The organism is Dictyobacter vulcani, from assembly GCF_008974265.1.
Lineage (GTDB): Bacteria > Chloroflexota > Ktedonobacteria > Ktedonobacterales > Ktedonobacteraceae > Dictyobacter > Dictyobacter vulcani.
On the sequence record NZ_BKZW01000001.1, the window covers coordinates 1,622,807 to 1,639,326 of the forward strand.

The following is a 16,520-nucleotide window of genomic DNA, read 5'->3' on the forward strand; positions in this document are numbered from 1 at the left end:
TGGTCACACAAAGTGAAAAATTAGGTATTTTGATCTATATCTTCCAGATGTCGTTAACCAGTTGCTTCCAATGCACAAAAAGCACTTCAGGTAAAATAGCGGTAATGCAAAGCTGTACAATAAAGAAAGTTATATTTTACAAACATACACACTATAAAATGTTTTCAATGCTAGTTGCAACTATACAAGCTCAAAATTATTTTTATGTAGCCATAAATACCTAAATAAATTATTGACTGATATAAATATAGACATAGAAGATGGATAACTATTCTATACAATAATGAAAAAAGGATCCATGTCGAAAGCATGACCTGCCTTCGACATGGATCCCCTCTACATATCAAAGCTGGAGCTAGCGCAATACCGCTCCAAAATCCTCATTGAGGAGGCGAATGATACGCTCCTGGAGTTCATTAGCCTCGGTATCTTTTAGAGTACGATCCTGGGCCTGATAAACCAGGGTATAGGTCAAATTCTTTTTACCGGCAGGAATGGGATCGCCAGTATAGACATCGAACAAGGCAATCGAGTGCAATAACTTACCAGCATGGCGCACGATAGTATCCTGAATATCCTGAGCGGCAATACGCTGATCAACAACCAGGGCCAGATCACGCGTCAATTCTTGATGCCGTGAAATAGGCTGATAGTTAATCTGTTGCGGTACGGCTGCATAGAGATGCTCCAGATCTAATTCGCACAGATAGGCACGATGAGGCAGATCATAGCGCTGCTGAACCAGAGGGTGTACTTCACCCAGAACTCCAATCGGACTGAAAGCCTCGTCGCCGCTCTCGTTCTCATAGGCCAGTTCCAACAAGGCGCAACGGCCTGGATGGAAGGTTGGATGTTGCGTAGGCGTGAAACGGTAACGGCGTATCTTTAAACCTGAGAGCAGGGCTTCTACTACGCCTTTAAGATCATAGAAATCAGCCGGACGGGCCAGTTCTGGCAGCCAGGTATTTTCTGCCGGACCACACAAAGCAAACGCAGCCGTACGACGCTCATCCGGTAACTGAGATTTCGTTTCCGCCGGCAGATAGCGACGTCCCACTTCGAAGAAGCGCAAACCGGATTTGTTATGCTTGCTGTTTTCCTGAATAATCTCCAGCAAATTACTCATCAAAGTGAGGCGCAATACTTCTTGATCCGCAGTGAGCGGATTGACAAGCGCCACGGCTGGCAGTGTATGCGGATCAAAACTGGTCGTGGCTGTCGATGTGTTGGATGCCTGAATACGAGCCTCTTCCTGGGCCGCCGAGCGATTCGGTGCGCGCAAGAGAACACTCGCAGAGGCCAGATCAGTCTGCGCCAGCAATTTCACCATCCGCGTCCGGCTGATCAGGGTATAGGTCACAATTTCATTCAAACCCGCACCAATCAAGAGGTTACGAATCTGTTGCTCACGCTCAAACCAGCGGTCGATGGTCTGCTCTGGCAGCGGACCGTCAGGAATAGTGCTGGGAATATGTTCGTAGCCGATCAGGCGAATAACCTCTTCAACCAGATCCGCTTCCTGCGTCACATCGGTACGGTACGTTGGAACCGTAACCTGCATCCTTTTCCCGTCTTCAGCCGCAGCCACAGTGAAATTCAGGGCATTTAATGCATCGCTGGCTTCACTCTGAGTCACTTTCATCGAGGTTAGCCATTCGACATCATCCGTCGAGAAATCCAGCACGCGCGGCTGAACCGGGTTGGGATAATGATCCACGACACCAGGATGCGCCAAGCCACCAGCCAGTTCTGTCAACAACTGTACGGCACGATTGGTACCAGCCAGCGCCAACTCTGGATCCAGGCCCTTCTCGAAATGACTGGAAGCATCGGTACGCAAGCCCAGCGTGGACGAGGTACGTCGCACACTACCGCCCTTGAAGTTTGCCGATTCCAGCAGGACCGTGGTGGTCTTGTCGCTCACCTCACTACGGGCTCCTCCCATCACGCCAGCAATAGCGGTCGGGCCGGTTGGATCAGCAATCACCAGCATCTCTGGCGTCAGTTTACGCTTCACATCATCCAGCGTTTTCATCTCTTCGCCAGCATGGGCGCGACGCACAATAATATGATGGTCAGGCACCAGATCATAGTCAAAACTGTGCAATGGTTGACCAAATTCTAACAGAACATAATTGGTGATATCCACCACATTACTGATCGGTCGCAGTCCAGCCGCCAGCAAACGCCGGGCCATCCAGGCAGGTGAAGGACCAACCTGGATATTGCTCAACACGCGAGCAGTATAGCGTGGACAGAGCTCACTGTCCTCAACGCTAACCTTGACCAGATCGCTCGCCGGAGTGCCCTGCTCCTGAAAACGAGGTTCAGGAAGACGTAAAGGCTGTTTGGTCAGGGCCGCAACCTCGCGCGCAATACCAATAATCGAAGATAGATCACCACGATGCGCCTTGATCGAAAAATCCAGGACAATCTCACCCAGCAGATCCATCAGAGGCTGACCTAACTTAGTCTCTGGCTCCAAAATATAGATACCAGAATGATCGTTACCCATGCCTAATTCCCGTGGGGAGCAGAGCATACCCTGTGAAACATAGCCAAATTTGCGCGTCTCACTGATGGTGATATCCCCCACCTGGGCACCAGGCAATGCCAGCGGCACTTTATCACCCAGTTGAATATTGGGTGCGCCACAAATGACATTGATCTGACCGCTACCAGTATTGATTTTGGTGTAATTAAGGTGATCCGATCCCTCAACTTTTTCCAGATGATCAATCTGGGCCGTAATAATCTTGTCGCCCCAGCTTTTACCGATATATTCGATCGCCTCAACCTCTAAACCGGCCATGGTCAGTGTGTGGGCCAGTTCTTCCGGTGACTGCGTAATCTCAACATACTCTTTGAGCCAGCTCAAAGGAACTCTCATTGCGTCTTCTCCTTCTTAAAATCGCCGCGTATACTCCACTTCATACAGTCCACTACAACTGGCGTAAGAAGCGCAGATCATTGCCGGAGAAGAGGCGTATCTCTCCGATGCCATATTTCAACATGGCGATTCGCTCTACACCGACCCCGAAGGCGAAGCCACGATACTTTTTAGGATCATATCCTACATTGCGCAGCACATTGGGATGCACCATACCGGAACCCAATACCTCAAGCCAGCCGCTATACTTACACGAGCGGCAGCCTTTGCCATCGCACAGACCACAGCTAATATCTACTTCAGCGCTTGGCTCAGTGAATGGGAAGTAGCTACCACGGAAACGCAAGCGGCGCTCAGGACCGAACAGCTCATGGACAAAGCGCTCCAGACAGCCTTTAAGGTCAGCCATGGTACATACTTCATCAATCAACAGGCCCTCGATCTGATGGAACATCGCCTCATGCGTCGCATCCACATCCTCATTACGATAGACCTTACCTGGCACCACCACACGCACAGGTGGCTGTAACTGCTCCATCGTCCGGATCTGCATCGGAGACGTCTGGGTGCGCAGCAATACCTCTCCTGGCGAGACCCAGAAGGTATCCTGCATATCACGTGCGGGATGGTCAGTAGGAATGTTGAGTGCTTGGAAATTATGATAATCGGTCTCAACTTCCAATCCCTGCAGCACGCTGAAGCCCATGCGCACAAAGATATCGGTAATCTCTTGAATCGTACGCGACAGCGGATGCATCGTACCAGCCGGCAACATACGCCCCGGTAGTGTCACATCAATGCGCTCTTGTTCCAGAGCCAACAGCAACTCACGCTGCTTTAACTCTTCACGCTTCTCATTTAAGCGGCGCTCTAACTCCGACTTTACCGCATTAATCTTCTGACCAACAATAGGCCGCTCTTCCTTGGACAGCTTTGGCATCACAGAAGAAAGACTCTTCAGCTCGCCACGATTGCGTCCCAGGTAACGCGTATCCCAATCCTCTAGACCTGCAGATGTGTTGATCGGCTCCAGTTCCTCAATCGCTCGCACTCGTAGCGTATCAAGTTGTCCGAGCAACTGTTCGAGTTGTCCAATCATACAACCTCCCAAAAAATCAAAAAACCGACATTCGTCAACAGGGACGAAGTTGTCGGTATAGCAAGCTCCGTGGTACCACCCGTATTGAATGATGAGGGTAGGCCAGAATTCAGTCATACACACGCAAAAGCGCGAGATAACGAATGGCGGATAACTCAACATTCCACTCGGTTTGATCCAATAACGGTGACCGGCCGGGGCTATCTACTATACACCAGGAGTTCAATAGCCAGCTCCGGGGTGAACTTCAGCGAAGCAATACGCAAAAGGGCTTACAGTCGGCGGCCCTCTCTCCCTGAGCGCATCTAAACGCTTACTCTCCCCATCATCGCATTTCACTGCAGCAAGCAGCACAATAAATTTTCTTCTTTAAAGTATAGCAGATGAACGGGCAAAAGTCTATCAAAAAAATTCGTGTAAAAATGCTTGACGTGCCTTTTCCTTTCTGCTATACTTGTGCCTGTTCCAATAAGAACGGCGGGGTGTAGCGCAGCCCGGTAGCGCACTACAATGGGGTTGTAGAGGTCGGAGGTTCAAATCCTCTCACCCCGACCAATCGATAAGGCTGGAAGTTATTCTATATGCTAACTTTCAGCCTTATTTTATTTATTCGATATCAAAAAAAGCGACGAAGCCCATCAAAGCATTTAGAGACAAACAGGAGCACATAATCAGAGCAGGAAAAAGCCAAACTGTAGATCTATCATAGTACCGAACCGTGTTATAATAGAGAAAGCATGAAAGTATGCCGCTAAAAGTCAAAAAGCTTAAAGCAGCCCTGGCACGAGCAGGATTTATACAACGACCATCAAAGGGAAGCCACACTATGTGGGTACATCCTGCACTGCCTGAACATCCTATCACAATCTCAGGTAAAGACGGAGATGATGCGCAGAAATATCAAATCAAAGATGTACGCAACGCCCTCAAAAAGGTAGGTGAAGAGCTATGAATCCTGCACACTATTCACTCCTTATTCAATGGGATGAAGAAGACAAAATCTATGTCGTTACGGTGCCTGAACTTCCAGGAGCAAAAACACACGGTAAAACACAGGAAGAAGCTATCAAAAACGCTTATGAAGTGATTGAATTATGGCTAGAAACAGCTAAAGCGTTAGGCTGGAATATTCCCAAACCTCAAATTATAGCCGCATAGTAAAAACTCAAGAAACTAGTAAAAAAAAGCATAAATTCAAACCCTCTCACCCCGACCAATCGATAAGGCCAGAAGCTTTCATCTACGAGAGCTTCTGGCCTCGTTTTATATCGCCTACATAAAAACACAGCAGATCAAAAAACCACGCATGGAGCAGAACTGGGGGGTATAACAAGGCTTCATGCCCAATCGGGGAATACAAGGCGATAGCACGATTTGAGCACATCAGGATTTTGCCTGTAACAAACCTTGCCACGCCTTGTATGTAGTCAAATGCCACGCGGTGGTTACGCGGCCCAGACGACGATCTGGTTGCTGCTAGCTGAAGACTCGCTAGTGGCTATAGAGCGGCCATCGGGTGACCAGGAGGCTGAGAAGATCGTCCGGTTCTGGCTTATATAGAGCCCAACCTGCGCTCCAGTGTCCGCGTCGAGTATGGTTACTTTGCTGGCTTTTGTCCCGGAGAATGGATTAGCGAAAGGCGAGGTGTACACCGCCAGTTCCTTCCCATCAGGCGACCAGGCGAAGGCCGAAAGCACTTTATAGGTCTTGAGTAGCTTTTGTGCGTTTACGTCCCAGAGCTCAATAGAGGTAAATGTACTTCGCGCCAGGTTATGGGTACCAGGCTGCCACGCAATGGTCATAGCCTGGGCATTGCCCAGCACAAAAACAACTTGTTGCGTAGCAACGCTCCAAACCACAATTTTTGAGTCATTCGAGTAGGACACGGCCAGGTACTTCCCATCGCTGGAAAAGGCCAGCGCGAGCCCGATGGGCGCCGCCTGCGCGCTGAAAGTGGTTTTTACCGCACCGGTCCGCGGATCTAGCAACACAACGTTCCCCGAGGTGATATTGGATACATCGACCGCTAGAGACGCGCCATCCGGGCTCCAGGCCACGGAATAAAAGCCAAACCCGCCACCAAGCGAGACGGCACTGGAAAGTAGGGACTGATGCACGCCAGAGACGTTGAAGGCCGTCGGCTCCTGATAATTGATAGTTTTGACAATCGCACCAGTCTGGCTGTCGACAATCACAATGGTCTGCAGATTGCTCAGCACCAGGTACTTGCCCGTCGGTGACCACAAAACATTACCAAGATCCGCCACGTCTAGAGGAATCGTCATGAGATTCTTTCCACTTGCGGCGTTCCAAATGTACAGCAGCGTCCTGGCAGTTTTCAGATCTATAGCCGACGTGACCATGCGCATGCCATCTGGCGACCACGCGGCTGAGCCGAAATTGGTTCCCGCCGGGGATTTTTGCGTATAGAGTATCGTGCCAACGGACACTGGCGTAGGCCTGGGCGCACTGGTCGCAGTCGCCTTTGCTCTGCTAATACCCTGGCTGCCCTGCTGGCCGCGATTGAGGGTCAGAACCACAGCTAGCGTGCTCACCAGCAGTACGGCTACCAGGACTGCTGCCAGCAAACCGAGGCTGCGAGACAACCTTCTGGCCGTGGACTGCTCCGCTGAATGGGAAGATTGCATCTTACGAGTCCTTTCTTGAGAAAAACGTAGTATAGAGGCGGAATCCATCGGGCTCCGCGCCTGATTAACATCATATTTAGCGAACTGGTGAGCTGCTATCCGCCGCCTGGCGCGCGCAAGGAAAGCTCGGTTTTGCTCGTAATCAGCCTGGTAAACGGCTTGGAGCCTCTTGACCAGACGCGCCGATGCGTCCTGCCCATCCTCGTTCGCTGGCTGGTGCGAGGAAAACTGCTCAATCTGCTCATCCACGCTCTCAGGTGTGAAAAAATCGCGATTCTGTGTCATAAATGAGCCTCTTCCTGCTCCTTTTCGTAGAGCGTGCGCAAGAAATTGAGCGCGCGAGCCATGAGCGAACGCACGCTCCCTTCGCGTTTGCCCATCAACATCGCAATCTCCGAACTGCGCAGGCCATGGGCGAAACGCAGCTGGATAGCCCTTCGCTGGCCAGGAGAAAGCCTATCCAGGTAGGTCTGTAAAAGTGCGGACTCCTCTCGCTGCAGCATAATCAGCTCGGGAGAGCGTTCCTTATCGTCGATATAGTCAGCTACCAGGCTCAGATCAAGCCCACGCCTGATGTGCGAGCGGCGATAAGCGTCCACCGCCTTGTTCCGTGTTACCCGCCAGAGCCAGGACACCTGCTCTTTTCCGCTCATCAGGACAAACTTCTCCGTCTCAAGCGCGGCCACGAATACTTCCACTAGTACATCCTCCGCGACCTCGTGCGAGCCGGTCTGTTGACTCAGATAAGCAAAAAGCGCCGGACCATGTTGCTCATAGAGACGGCCCACCGGCGAGCCATCCGCAGCGACGTTATGTGAGAGTTCCATGCTTTTCCTCTCAGTGTTTTTTGAGATCTCACCTTTCCATCGCACGAAGATAGAAAAACGTTGCATCCCTACCCATCCGTCTTTTTCTTCTGCCAAAAAGAGGAGGCATAAACAGCGACAAATACGCTTCAATGAGGGAATTGGTGAGAGGGAGACAATGCGCGCAAGGGATCGTCATCGCTACATTCCGTACCAACGAGCGGCATTTGAGGCGCTGGGGCGATGCTGCGCACATGCCCCTCTTGTAAATCTTTTTATTGCATGGCTCATGTGCAATTTGGGGGAAATGAAGAGCTTACCGCATGGTTCCCTTTCAGAAATGTGCTCAAGAAATCGATTGGAAAGAGGCCTCATTTAACTAAATTTCCATCCATACTTACCATTCGCCTTTATGGTTTGTCATCTGGAGGAAACACACCGTCCCATGTATACACCACCTCTTTTTGCATAGATGGGAACAGATGCGAATACGTTCGCAGCGTGATCGATATATCGCTATGCCCTAGCAATTCCTGTATAACCTTGATGTTCACCTCCATGCACAACAGGATAGACGCAGCACTGTGGCGAAGATCGTGAAAGCGAATATGAGATAAACCGACCTCTTTTAACAGCTTTCTGAACTTTTCCCCCATGTGATTAGGATGCATATACTCGCCGCTCAAGTTAGGGAACACCAGGTCATTATCTGCCCACTTCTTAGCAACTTCGCGCGCTGCCAATTGCTGAACGCGATGCTTTTCTAGCATATCGAGAAGGAAAGAGGGAAGGCTAATCAAGCGTTTACCCGCTGTCGTCTTGGGCTTATCCTCAATGTAACCATAGTGGGCGATAAAATCAACGGAGTGCATCACCAGTAAACGCCGCCGCTCGAAATCCACATCAGACCAGCGCAAAGACAGCAGTTCGCCACGACGCATACCAGTGACAACGACCATAGCTAGCAAGACCTCCAGGAGATGCCCTGACAATTCCTAATATAGCCTTGCACAAGTTGATAATGTTGCTCATCATATTACAGTCAGAGGTATTATATACTGTAGCTCTGGAGCGGAACCTTGCCAGTAGATAGCGCCGGTATGAGCATTCATGGCATAGATCGTACTTTTGCCATCGCCGCCGATACGCGCAAAATAGAGCACATTATCAACTATTGTTATGGGCGTAAATTCAACGCTCTGGCTGGCACCGAGAGATTGATGCCAGATGACTTTGCCGGTGGCGGCATTAAGGGCATAGGGACCATCTATATTGATATACAAAACGCCGTTCGCACTGGTAGCAGCATTGTACGCTGAAGAAGCAGACTTGTAGCGCCAGCGTAGCGCACCGCTATTGGCTTGCCGCGCATCGAGAGAGTGATCACCCGAACTGACATAGGCCAGATCCTTATACAAACTCACGCCACCATAGTAACTCATCGCAACTTTCCAGCTCAGCGAGCCATTTGCGCTATTGAGTACATATAATCCACCCTGAACTGTCGTATCAGCGGACGACTCCGTGCCAAAGTACACGCGCTTGTTACCTGCAATCAACTTTGCAGTAACGGGAGCAAAGTTTGGTATCTGATAATGCCAGCGAATCGCTCCATCTTTTGCGTTAAGTGCATAGACCTTAACTTCTCCCGCGGCATAGAGTACGCCATCGTCCAGCGCTTGAAACGCAGTGTCAGCCGGAGTGGACCAGAGCAGTTTCCCATCCTGTGTTCGCAGCGCATCTGAACCAGCATAGACGACATTATGATAGACCAGAGGAACGTCATTGCCCATAACTGGATCGGGGGCAGTGGCGCAATTAGACTTTGTGCTCCAGAGCAGGGAGCCATCCCGGGCACGAAAAGCATACATATATCCCTGATAACCTGAAGCACATACATAGGCAACGCCACCAACCACTGCAGGCTCGCCAAAATTCATAAACGGACCAGCAGGACAGGACCCAGGACAGGGAAAATTGCCTGTAATACTCACCTTCTTGCACCAGAGCAGTGCACCATTGCGAGCGCTAAGAGCATAGAGGTTTCCAGAACTGGCTGTATACATCACATGGGTATCAGATGCAGGCAAGGGAGTAGTAACTGAGAAACTGGAGAAATGCTCAGGGCAGTTACTGAGGACAACCGAATGAGGCTGTTGTGTCTGTTGCATGCTCTGACTATTTAAGCCACAAGCGCTCAAAGTAAACAGGAACAGACAACAGAGAAAGGCAGAGAATAGGCGGTACTTCATCGTAAATCCTTTTATCCAGAAGCGAATAATACATATTAACGATAGGTGGTATATCAAACCTCGTCTTATGGAATTAGCGACCTCCAGATCCATTTTTTCACAGGAAAGAAAGTAATCCCGTCTAATGACGTTTTTTTGTTCCTACCACTAATCCCGATGATCTGCACGCTCATAGTATTTAGCTATACTCTTTATCTGAATCGCTCGAAGTTCAGGCGCTAACAATTGCTAGACTTTTCAAGCTTGTCAGTTAAGGGATATCATCCAACTCTAAATAGACTTTTCTGTAAATATCTTTTACGCGGAGAGTTACTTCAATACATTCAAGGTTAATAACATCTTCATCATTCACGTACAATGTGTCTTCCCAGCTACGCATATTCACACGATGATAGTGCTTGATTGAGCGCCGCCTGGAGTCAATTAGTAATATTTCTTGAATGGTGGGATAGCGTTGATATGCGTCAAGTTTCTCCAGTTTATCTGTATTTTCTGTTGTTGGTGAAAGTATTTCTACCACTACGGATGGAGCTTCTATATATTTTCGGCGTGTCCAATCGGCTGGATCACAGGACACCGAGGCATCGGGAAGATAAACACGGCTATCTGAAAGATGCAGGACAACGTCTGAGTTGTATACGACACATTCTGAGTCTATTAAGGCTGAGTCAAGCAATGAAGCGATACGAGCACCGATTTGTGCATGTGCAGGACTACCACCGGTCATCATACGGATATCGCCATCAATATACTCGTACTTACGGCCTGGATGGGCATCAACCAGTGCCCAATACTCATCTGTAGTAAATTTACGCTGTGGATCATACATAGTGCACCTCTACCTCCACCAGAACAACAAAATGACCTTAATAAGCTGTCATGTACACCATACACTACGTCACTATAACATGCAACAAGCAGACGTTTTCTATCCGAGCCTTCCAGGAGAGCGCTGGCTGGCTATTTCAACCAACGCTCTCCTGGTTAAGGGGATCAGCGTTTCTTGACGGCGCTGATCAAGGTGGCTCCTGGGGTAAGCAGGCGGTGTTCGCGGATGTTTTCCATGCCACATTCTTCAAGCCATGCGCGTACTTCGGAGAATGGATAGCAGGTGCCGCCGACGATGGCCATGGTGAGTGCCATGAGCTGGACCATCTGGTTGGCAAGGCGCGAGTAAGGGGTCTGGCCGGTGACCTGGTCGACAAAAAAGATTTGGCCGCCGGGTTTGAGGCTGCGCACTACTTTCTTTAAGAGCAGCAGGTTCTGTTCTGGCTGTAGCAGATGGGCGATCTGAAAGTAGAAGGCAGCATCAAATGTTGCACCAAACTGCTGGTCAAAATCATCTTTGATGATATCTCCACAGACAAAGCGCATACGCTTCTCCAGCTTTTGCTGTTTGGCAGTCCGTACTCCAGCTTCGATGCCCGGCTGAATATCCAGGATGGTGGCCTGGAGGTTGGGATATTTATGGCACAGCATGGCACTGTAAGCGGCGTGTGAGCCTCCTACATCCAATAAGGTGGTAGGGCAAGCGGGAAGCTTAATCTTGCGGATCACTTCCCCTCCCAGCGCGGTTGCCAAGGCCGCCAGACCCGCATAGTGTCGGGCCAATGCGCGCTGCATTTCGGGATCACGGGCATCCTCGTCATAGGGCATGCGCATCGCTTGCTTGTTGGTGCGAATTGTTTCCGGTAGATGTTTCCAGATATCGACAATATCGGGACTGTGAATAATATATGGAGCAACCGAAGCAGGAGATTTCGAGGTGAGCCAGCGCTGCGCCATACGTGAGTTGCGGTACAGTCCTTTGCGCTGACGGACATAGCCTGCGCTGACCAGGAGATTTAATGCCAGCTCTAATCCTCGCGGATGACATTCAAGCTGATCCGCTAGAGCATCCAGTGAAAGCGCTTTTCTATCCAATGCATCAAAGAGACCCAGTTCACAGGTGGTTACCACTACCTGGGCAATACCAGGCACCAGGGGTGTATCAAATAAAGGGATGGGCAAGAGATTAAAGCGAAACAGAACCGAGTCGAGCAGGGACAAGCGTAACGGCATAAACGAGACCTTTCGTCGAGAACACGTGTGTCCAATTCATTTAGAGGGAACAGGCACCATTTCTATGCACAGTCTATCAGACCAGCAAGGTACTTGCCAGCCAGCCACTCGCCAGCACAAGACATGTGCCAACCACCAGGAGAAAATAACGCTTTCCTGCTTGAGGCATACCTGTATGCACAGGCTGGAAAATAATTAATCCGATACCGATCAGGACCAGGCCTGAAGTAAGCCAGAAAATCAATGGCTGAACAAAAACGACATTGGTCAGGGTAAAGATAGCGACCAGCAAGGCGGCCAGAAAGATGAGGAGTGGGCAGAGCAAACGTGTACGCTGCTCACCCAGGGCTACAGCCAGAGTATGAGCCTGGTTGGCTGCGTCTTCGGCTAAATCTGGCAGGGAATTCGCCAGATTTAAAGCAACGCCCAGTAAGGCAGCAACAGGAATCAGACAAAAGATAAAGGGAGAGATGTGTCCGACAGCCACAAAGGCATAGACTGGAATTAATGGTATCGCCAGCGCAAATACAATACCGCTCCAGGGCGTTGATTTGAGTCCCAGATTATAACCCTGACCCAGGATCAGGTAGAGTGTTGAGATCAGGATGGCGAGCCAGTTGAGAGGTAGGAGGAGCAGATACATGAGGACAATCCACAACCAGCCAAAGATCAGAGCTTCACGTGGCGAGACGATGCCACGGGCAAGTGGCTTATCGCGTTTACTCACCATATCCAGTTCCCGATCACAGTAATCATTGAGTACAGCAATAGAGCATTGCATGGCACAGTGAGCTGCGATGACCAGAAATAAGGTTCCCCAGACCAGGTGAGGCCAGGCCGCCAGCAAGGCAAAAATGGAGACGGCCAGGGTATGCAATAAAACAGGACCTGGATGGCAGAGTAAAAAAAAGCCTGGTATTTTGCTGCCAGGCTGACGCTGCTTAAGGGCTCCCATCTCGTCTGCCTCCCTTATAAAGCATGCATTTTTTAATACTGAGATGGTCTACCAGACCGGTAAACGATCAACCACGGCTCGATACCATTGATCACGTACATCGGAACCTGCGACCGCCAGAGTAATCCAGACACCTAGCAGGGTTCCAAGCACCCATAAGCAGGCCATCAATGTATCTGTGTTTGTAGTCGCCAGGGTATTCCAGAAGGAGTACACGAAAAGGGCTATCGGATCATTTCCATTACCAATGGGCAATATTCCCTTGACGGCCGGCTGATCCATGGTGATCACGAACATAGTAAAGGTCGCCAGGACGATGGCAATACATAACTCAGAGAGCAATGGACGAAAGACAGAAAATTCCTGCTTGCGTGCTTTCACCTGTTGAGGGCTAAAAGCCACTCGTTGCATAATATTTGTGGTCAAATCAGCCGGTTCCGCAACCATTTCTATTTGCTGAAGCGACTGCTCAATCTCCTCTAATAAAATATATTCCCGAGAACACGCAGGACAATTAGAGAGATGCATCTCCAGGGCGCGCGTTTGCGTCAGGTTGAGCTGTTTATCAATATACAGCTGCAATTGGTAGGTTGCTTTTGCACAATGCATGACTAACCTCTCGTTTTCCACTCTTGATCAAACGCCTCAAGCCGCTCCTTCAGCAAATTCCGTGCTCGAAAGAGATGCGTTTTTATTGTCCCGATCGGCATAGTCAATATCTCAGCCATTTCCTCATATGTCATTTCTTGCAGATGTCTCAGCACCAGTACAATACGATATTTGGCTGGTAAGGTCGAGATATGCTCACGAACAACAGCTTGTCGATCATGAGCTTCCAGTTCAGCACCGATACGCTCATCGCTATCAACTGCCTCTGCCTGGATAGCAACCTGTAATGCTGCATCCTTTTTCCTTTGTTCTATCTGTTTTAAGGCACAGTTATAGGCAATGCGGTGCAACCAGGTCGAAAATCGAGCATCACCCCGAAAAGAATGTAAGCCTTGCCACGCAGCGAGAAACGCATCCTGCGTTACCTCATTGGCTTCATCATAATTCTGAAGCATGCGATAAACAAGATTAAACACTCTCCGCTGATGCCGTTGGACCAGGATTGCAAAAGCATCCTGGTTCCCTGCCTTGCTTGACATAACAAGTTCGGCGTCGTCCTGTTCAGCAGGTGTAGAATTTATACCTGGGAGCGATATTCCCATGCTGTGTGGTGGCTGCAATAGATACTCACTCATCATAATATTATTAGAGGTTCAATCAAAGCAATATGTTTCATCAATCTGACGAAACATATTGCGCTATTCATGGTATCTTATCATACAGAAAGATATCCCGTATAAAGAGGTAGCCCAAAATGTCATACAATGTTTTAGCACTTTTAATTGGTTGGCTCATAGCCATGGCCATATTCCTGGGATTTATCATCCTGCTACGATACATTCAATATCGTGAACGGATGGCAATGCTCAGACATGGTATCCGTCCACCCATGTCACGTCGACAACGCCGGAATCGCGGCATCCTGCGCGCGGGCTTGATTACCATGATGGTTGGGGTTACCCTGACAATTGGTCTATACCCGGTTGGTTTCCTGTTACCAAATACATTTACTTCAACTCCCTTTCACATTGGACCCTGGCTACTTCCGGGCCTCATTCCATTTGGTGTAGGGGCGGCCTTGACAGGAAGCTATTACCTGGAGCAAAATGCGCAGAGTGATATGGAAGACACACAAAATGAGGATACTCACAAAAAAGACAAGAGCAATGTCATTCCATGGAACGAACGTAAAGAAGGCCCGCATGCCTGATTTTTTTGGATTTTCCAAATTGGTGTAAAAAAGCTTGACAGAAAAGCCGGTCAGTGTTAATATCTCTCTTGCGCCCGACAGCAAAGTCTGAGGCGCCTACATAGCGAAAGCAACTGTAGGAACATGAACAACTGAAGAGTGGTAAGGAAACAGACAAATATTAAGCCAGTCAATTGCTTTGATGAGCTTGCCTGAATAAGAATAGTAAATCTCTTTAGAGGGATTTGCATATATAAAATTTGTATGGCGAGTTTGATCCTGGCTCAGGATAAACGCTGGCGGCGTGCCTAACACATGCAAGTCGAACGCTCTGCGCAAGCAGGGAGTGGCGGACGGGTGAGTAACACGTGGGCAATCTACCATCAGGTGAGGAATACCGGCGAGAAATCGCCGACAATACCGCATAGGCTCGCAAGAGCAAAGCTCGTAAGGGCGCCTGAGGATGAGCCTGCGCTCGATTAGTTAGTTGGTGAGGTAATGGCTTACCAAGACGACGATCGATAGCTGGTCTGAGAGGACGATCAGCCACACTGGGATTGAGAACGGCCCAGACTCCTACGGGGGGCAGCAGTGAGGAATTTTCGTCAATGGGGGCAACCCTGAACGAGCAACGCCGCGTGCAGGATGAAGGTTTTCGGATCGTAAACTGCTTTTCTCTGGGACGAGAACGGACGGTACCAGAGGAATCAGCCCCGGCTAACTACGTGCCAGCAGCCGCGGTAATACGTAGGGGGCAAGCGTTGTCCGGATTTATTGGGCGTAAAGCGCACGCAGGCGGTCAGATTAGTCTGGAGTGACAGTCGTTGGCTCAACCAACGAAGTACTTCGGATACTGTCTGACTTGAGGGCTTCAGAGGGACACGGAATTCCGGGTGGAGTGGTGAAATGCGTAGATATCCGGAGGAACACCGATGGCGAAGGCAGTGTCCTGGGAAGCATCTGACGCTCAGGTGCGAAAGCTAGGGGAGCGAACAGGATTAGATACCCTGGTAGTCCTAGCCGTAAACGATGACCACTAGACGTTGGGGGTATCGACCCCCTCAGTGTCGCAGTTAACACAAGAAGTGGTCCGCCTGGGGAGTACGGTCGCAAGATTAAAACTCAAAGGAATTGACGGGGACCCGCACAAGCAGCGGAGCGTGTGGTTTAATTCGATGCAACGCGAAGAACCTTACCAAGGCTTGACATGGATTTGCACCAACCGTAACTGGTTGTCCCTTCGGGGCGGATCCACAGGTGCTGCATGGCTGTCGTCAGCTCGTGTCGTGAGATGTTGGGTTAAGTCCCGCAACGAGCGCAACCCCTGTCGTTAGTTGAATTTCTCTAGCGAAACTGCCATTTTAAAATGGAGGAAGGCGGGGATGACGTCAAGTCAGCACGGCCCTTACGCTTTGGGCGACACACACGCTACAATGGTCAGGACAAAGAGTCGCGAACTCGCGAGAGGGAGCCAATCTCGTCAAACCTGGCCTCAGTTCAGATTGGAGGCTGCAACCCGCCTCCATGAAGTTGGAGTTGCTAGTAACCGTAGGTCAGCACACTACGGTGAATACGTTCCCGGGTCTTGTACACACCGCCCGTCACACCACGAAAGTTGGCAACACTTGAAGCCGCTGGGCTAACTCGCAAGAGAGGCAAGCGTCGAGGGTGGGGTCAGTGATTGGGGTGAAGTCGTAACAAGGTAGCCGTACCGGAAGGTGCGGCTGGATCACCTCCTTTCTAGGGAGCTTTGATGGGTGTCTTTCACCGAAAGACGTTTATACTCATCACACTTCCAGGTCGGTCTTACTTCACAAAGTAAGAGATCTAGTAAGCTTGTCAAAGACTGGTTATTTGACTGCTCCGCCTTACCACTCTTTAGTTGTTCAGGTTCAGCCAGTAATATGTAGAGGTAAACACATACCGCAGACATGCGGGCTTTTAGCTCAGGTGGTTAGAGCGCAGTCCTGATAAGACTGAGGTCCCTGGTTCGAGTCCAGGAAGGCCCATT

The 16,520-nt window shown here is 49.8% G+C and carries 14 protein-coding genes, 2 tRNA genes and 1 rRNA gene; 6 read left to right on the forward strand and 11 right to left on the reverse strand.

Features of this window, described 5'->3' with window-relative positions; all coding sequences use genetic code 11:
* Positions 1-355: 355 nt before the first annotated feature.
* Both pheT and pheS read right to left on the reverse strand, forming a co-directional pair.
* Positions 356-2,890: a phenylalanine--tRNA ligase subunit beta gene (gene pheT, locus KDW_RS06700; RefSeq protein WP_151755244.1), complete on the reverse strand. Its 2,535-nt coding sequence runs from the start codon at positions 2,888-2,890 to the stop codon at positions 356-358.
* Positions 2,891-2,942: 52 nt separating this feature from the next.
* A complete protein-coding gene (pheS, locus tag KDW_RS06705) occupies positions 2,943-3,989 on the reverse strand; it encodes a phenylalanine--tRNA ligase subunit alpha (protein ID WP_269822433.1) in 1,047 nt (348 codons plus the stop codon).
* 478 nt (positions 3,990-4,467) lie between these two features.
* Between pheS and KDW_RS06710 the strand changes: the two genes are divergently transcribed.
* The 3 genes from KDW_RS06710 (at position 4,468) to KDW_RS06720 (ending at position 5,147) form a co-directional block, all read left to right on the forward strand.
* A tRNA-Pro gene (locus KDW_RS06710) sits at positions 4,468-4,544 on the forward strand.
* 190 nt (positions 4,545-4,734) lie between these two features.
* Positions 4,735-4,941, forward strand: a complete 207-nt coding sequence (locus KDW_RS06715; protein ID WP_151755245.1) for a type II toxin-antitoxin system HicA family toxin — start codon at positions 4,735-4,737, stop codon at positions 4,939-4,941.
* Positions 4,938-5,147 carry a type II toxin-antitoxin system HicB family antitoxin gene (locus KDW_RS06720; protein WP_151755246.1) on the forward strand — a complete coding sequence of 70 codons (210 nt, stop codon included), beginning with the start codon at positions 4,938-4,940 and terminating at the stop codon, positions 5,145-5,147. The genes KDW_RS06715 and KDW_RS06720 overlap by 4 nt, the downstream gene beginning before the upstream one ends.
* A gap of 287 nt (positions 5,148-5,434) precedes the next feature.
* Here KDW_RS06720 and KDW_RS06725 read toward each other — a convergent pair whose 3' ends face one another.
* The 9 genes from KDW_RS06725 to KDW_RS06765 all read right to left on the reverse strand — a co-directional run bounded on the left by KDW_RS06725 (position 5,435) and on the right by KDW_RS06765 (position 13,859).
* On the reverse strand, positions 5,435-6,922 hold the full coding sequence (locus KDW_RS06725; RefSeq protein ID WP_151757313.1) for a WD40 repeat domain-containing protein: 1,488 nt from the start codon (positions 6,920-6,922) through the stop codon (positions 5,435-5,437).
* Positions 6,919-7,464, reverse strand: a complete 546-nt coding sequence (locus tag KDW_RS06730; RefSeq protein ID WP_162005015.1) for an RNA polymerase sigma factor — start codon at positions 7,462-7,464, stop codon at positions 6,919-6,921. The genes KDW_RS06725 and KDW_RS06730 overlap by 4 nt, the downstream gene beginning before the upstream one ends.
* A 389-nt stretch (positions 7,465-7,853) precedes the next feature.
* Positions 7,854-8,402, reverse strand: a complete 549-nt coding sequence (locus KDW_RS06735; protein ID WP_151755248.1) for a site-specific integrase — start codon at positions 8,400-8,402, stop codon at positions 7,854-7,856.
* Positions 8,403-8,474: 72 nt separating this feature from the next.
* Entirely contained in the window at positions 8,475-9,695 is a 1,221-nt protein-coding gene (locus KDW_RS06740) for an outer membrane protein assembly factor BamB family protein (RefSeq protein WP_162005016.1), read from the reverse strand.
* 250 nt (positions 9,696-9,945) lie between these two features.
* Positions 9,946-10,524 carry a Uma2 family endonuclease gene (locus tag KDW_RS06745; RefSeq protein WP_151755250.1) on the reverse strand — a complete coding sequence of 193 codons (579 nt, stop codon included), beginning with the start codon at positions 10,522-10,524 and terminating at the stop codon, positions 9,946-9,948.
* A gap of 164 nt (positions 10,525-10,688) precedes the next feature.
* A complete protein-coding gene (locus tag KDW_RS06750; protein ID WP_151755251.1) occupies positions 10,689-11,756 on the reverse strand; it encodes a methyltransferase in 1,068 nt (355 codons plus the stop codon).
* Between the two features lie 76 nt (positions 11,757-11,832).
* On the reverse strand, positions 11,833-12,711 hold the full coding sequence (locus KDW_RS06755) for a UbiA family prenyltransferase (protein ID WP_151755252.1): 879 nt from the start codon (positions 12,709-12,711) through the stop codon (positions 11,833-11,835).
* 48 nt (positions 12,712-12,759) lie between these two features.
* Positions 12,760-13,320, reverse strand: a complete 561-nt coding sequence (locus tag KDW_RS06760) for an anti-sigma factor family protein (RefSeq protein ID WP_151755253.1) — start codon at positions 13,318-13,320, stop codon at positions 12,760-12,762.
* 2 nt (positions 13,321-13,322) lie between these two features.
* Positions 13,323-13,859 carry an RNA polymerase sigma factor gene (locus tag KDW_RS06765; RefSeq protein ID WP_162005017.1) on the reverse strand — a complete coding sequence of 179 codons (537 nt, stop codon included), beginning with the start codon at positions 13,857-13,859 and terminating at the stop codon, positions 13,323-13,325.
* Positions 13,860-14,074: 215 nt separating this feature from the next.
* Here KDW_RS06765 and KDW_RS06770 point away from each other — a divergent pair, with 215 nt between their 5' ends.
* The 3 genes from KDW_RS06770 to KDW_RS06780 all read left to right on the forward strand — a co-directional run bounded on the left by KDW_RS06770 (position 14,075) and on the right by KDW_RS06780 (position 16,518).
* The gene (locus KDW_RS06770) at positions 14,075-14,530 is read left to right on the forward strand and encodes a hypothetical protein (protein ID WP_151755255.1); all 456 of its coding nucleotides are present in this window, start codon (positions 14,075-14,077) and stop codon (positions 14,528-14,530) included.
* 240 nt (positions 14,531-14,770) lie between these two features.
* A 16S ribosomal RNA gene (locus KDW_RS06775) occupies positions 14,771-16,249 on the forward strand.
* Between the two features lie 195 nt (positions 16,250-16,444).
* Positions 16,445-16,518 (forward strand) — tRNA-Ile (locus KDW_RS06780).
* The last annotated feature ends 2 nt before the right edge of the window (positions 16,519-16,520 follow it).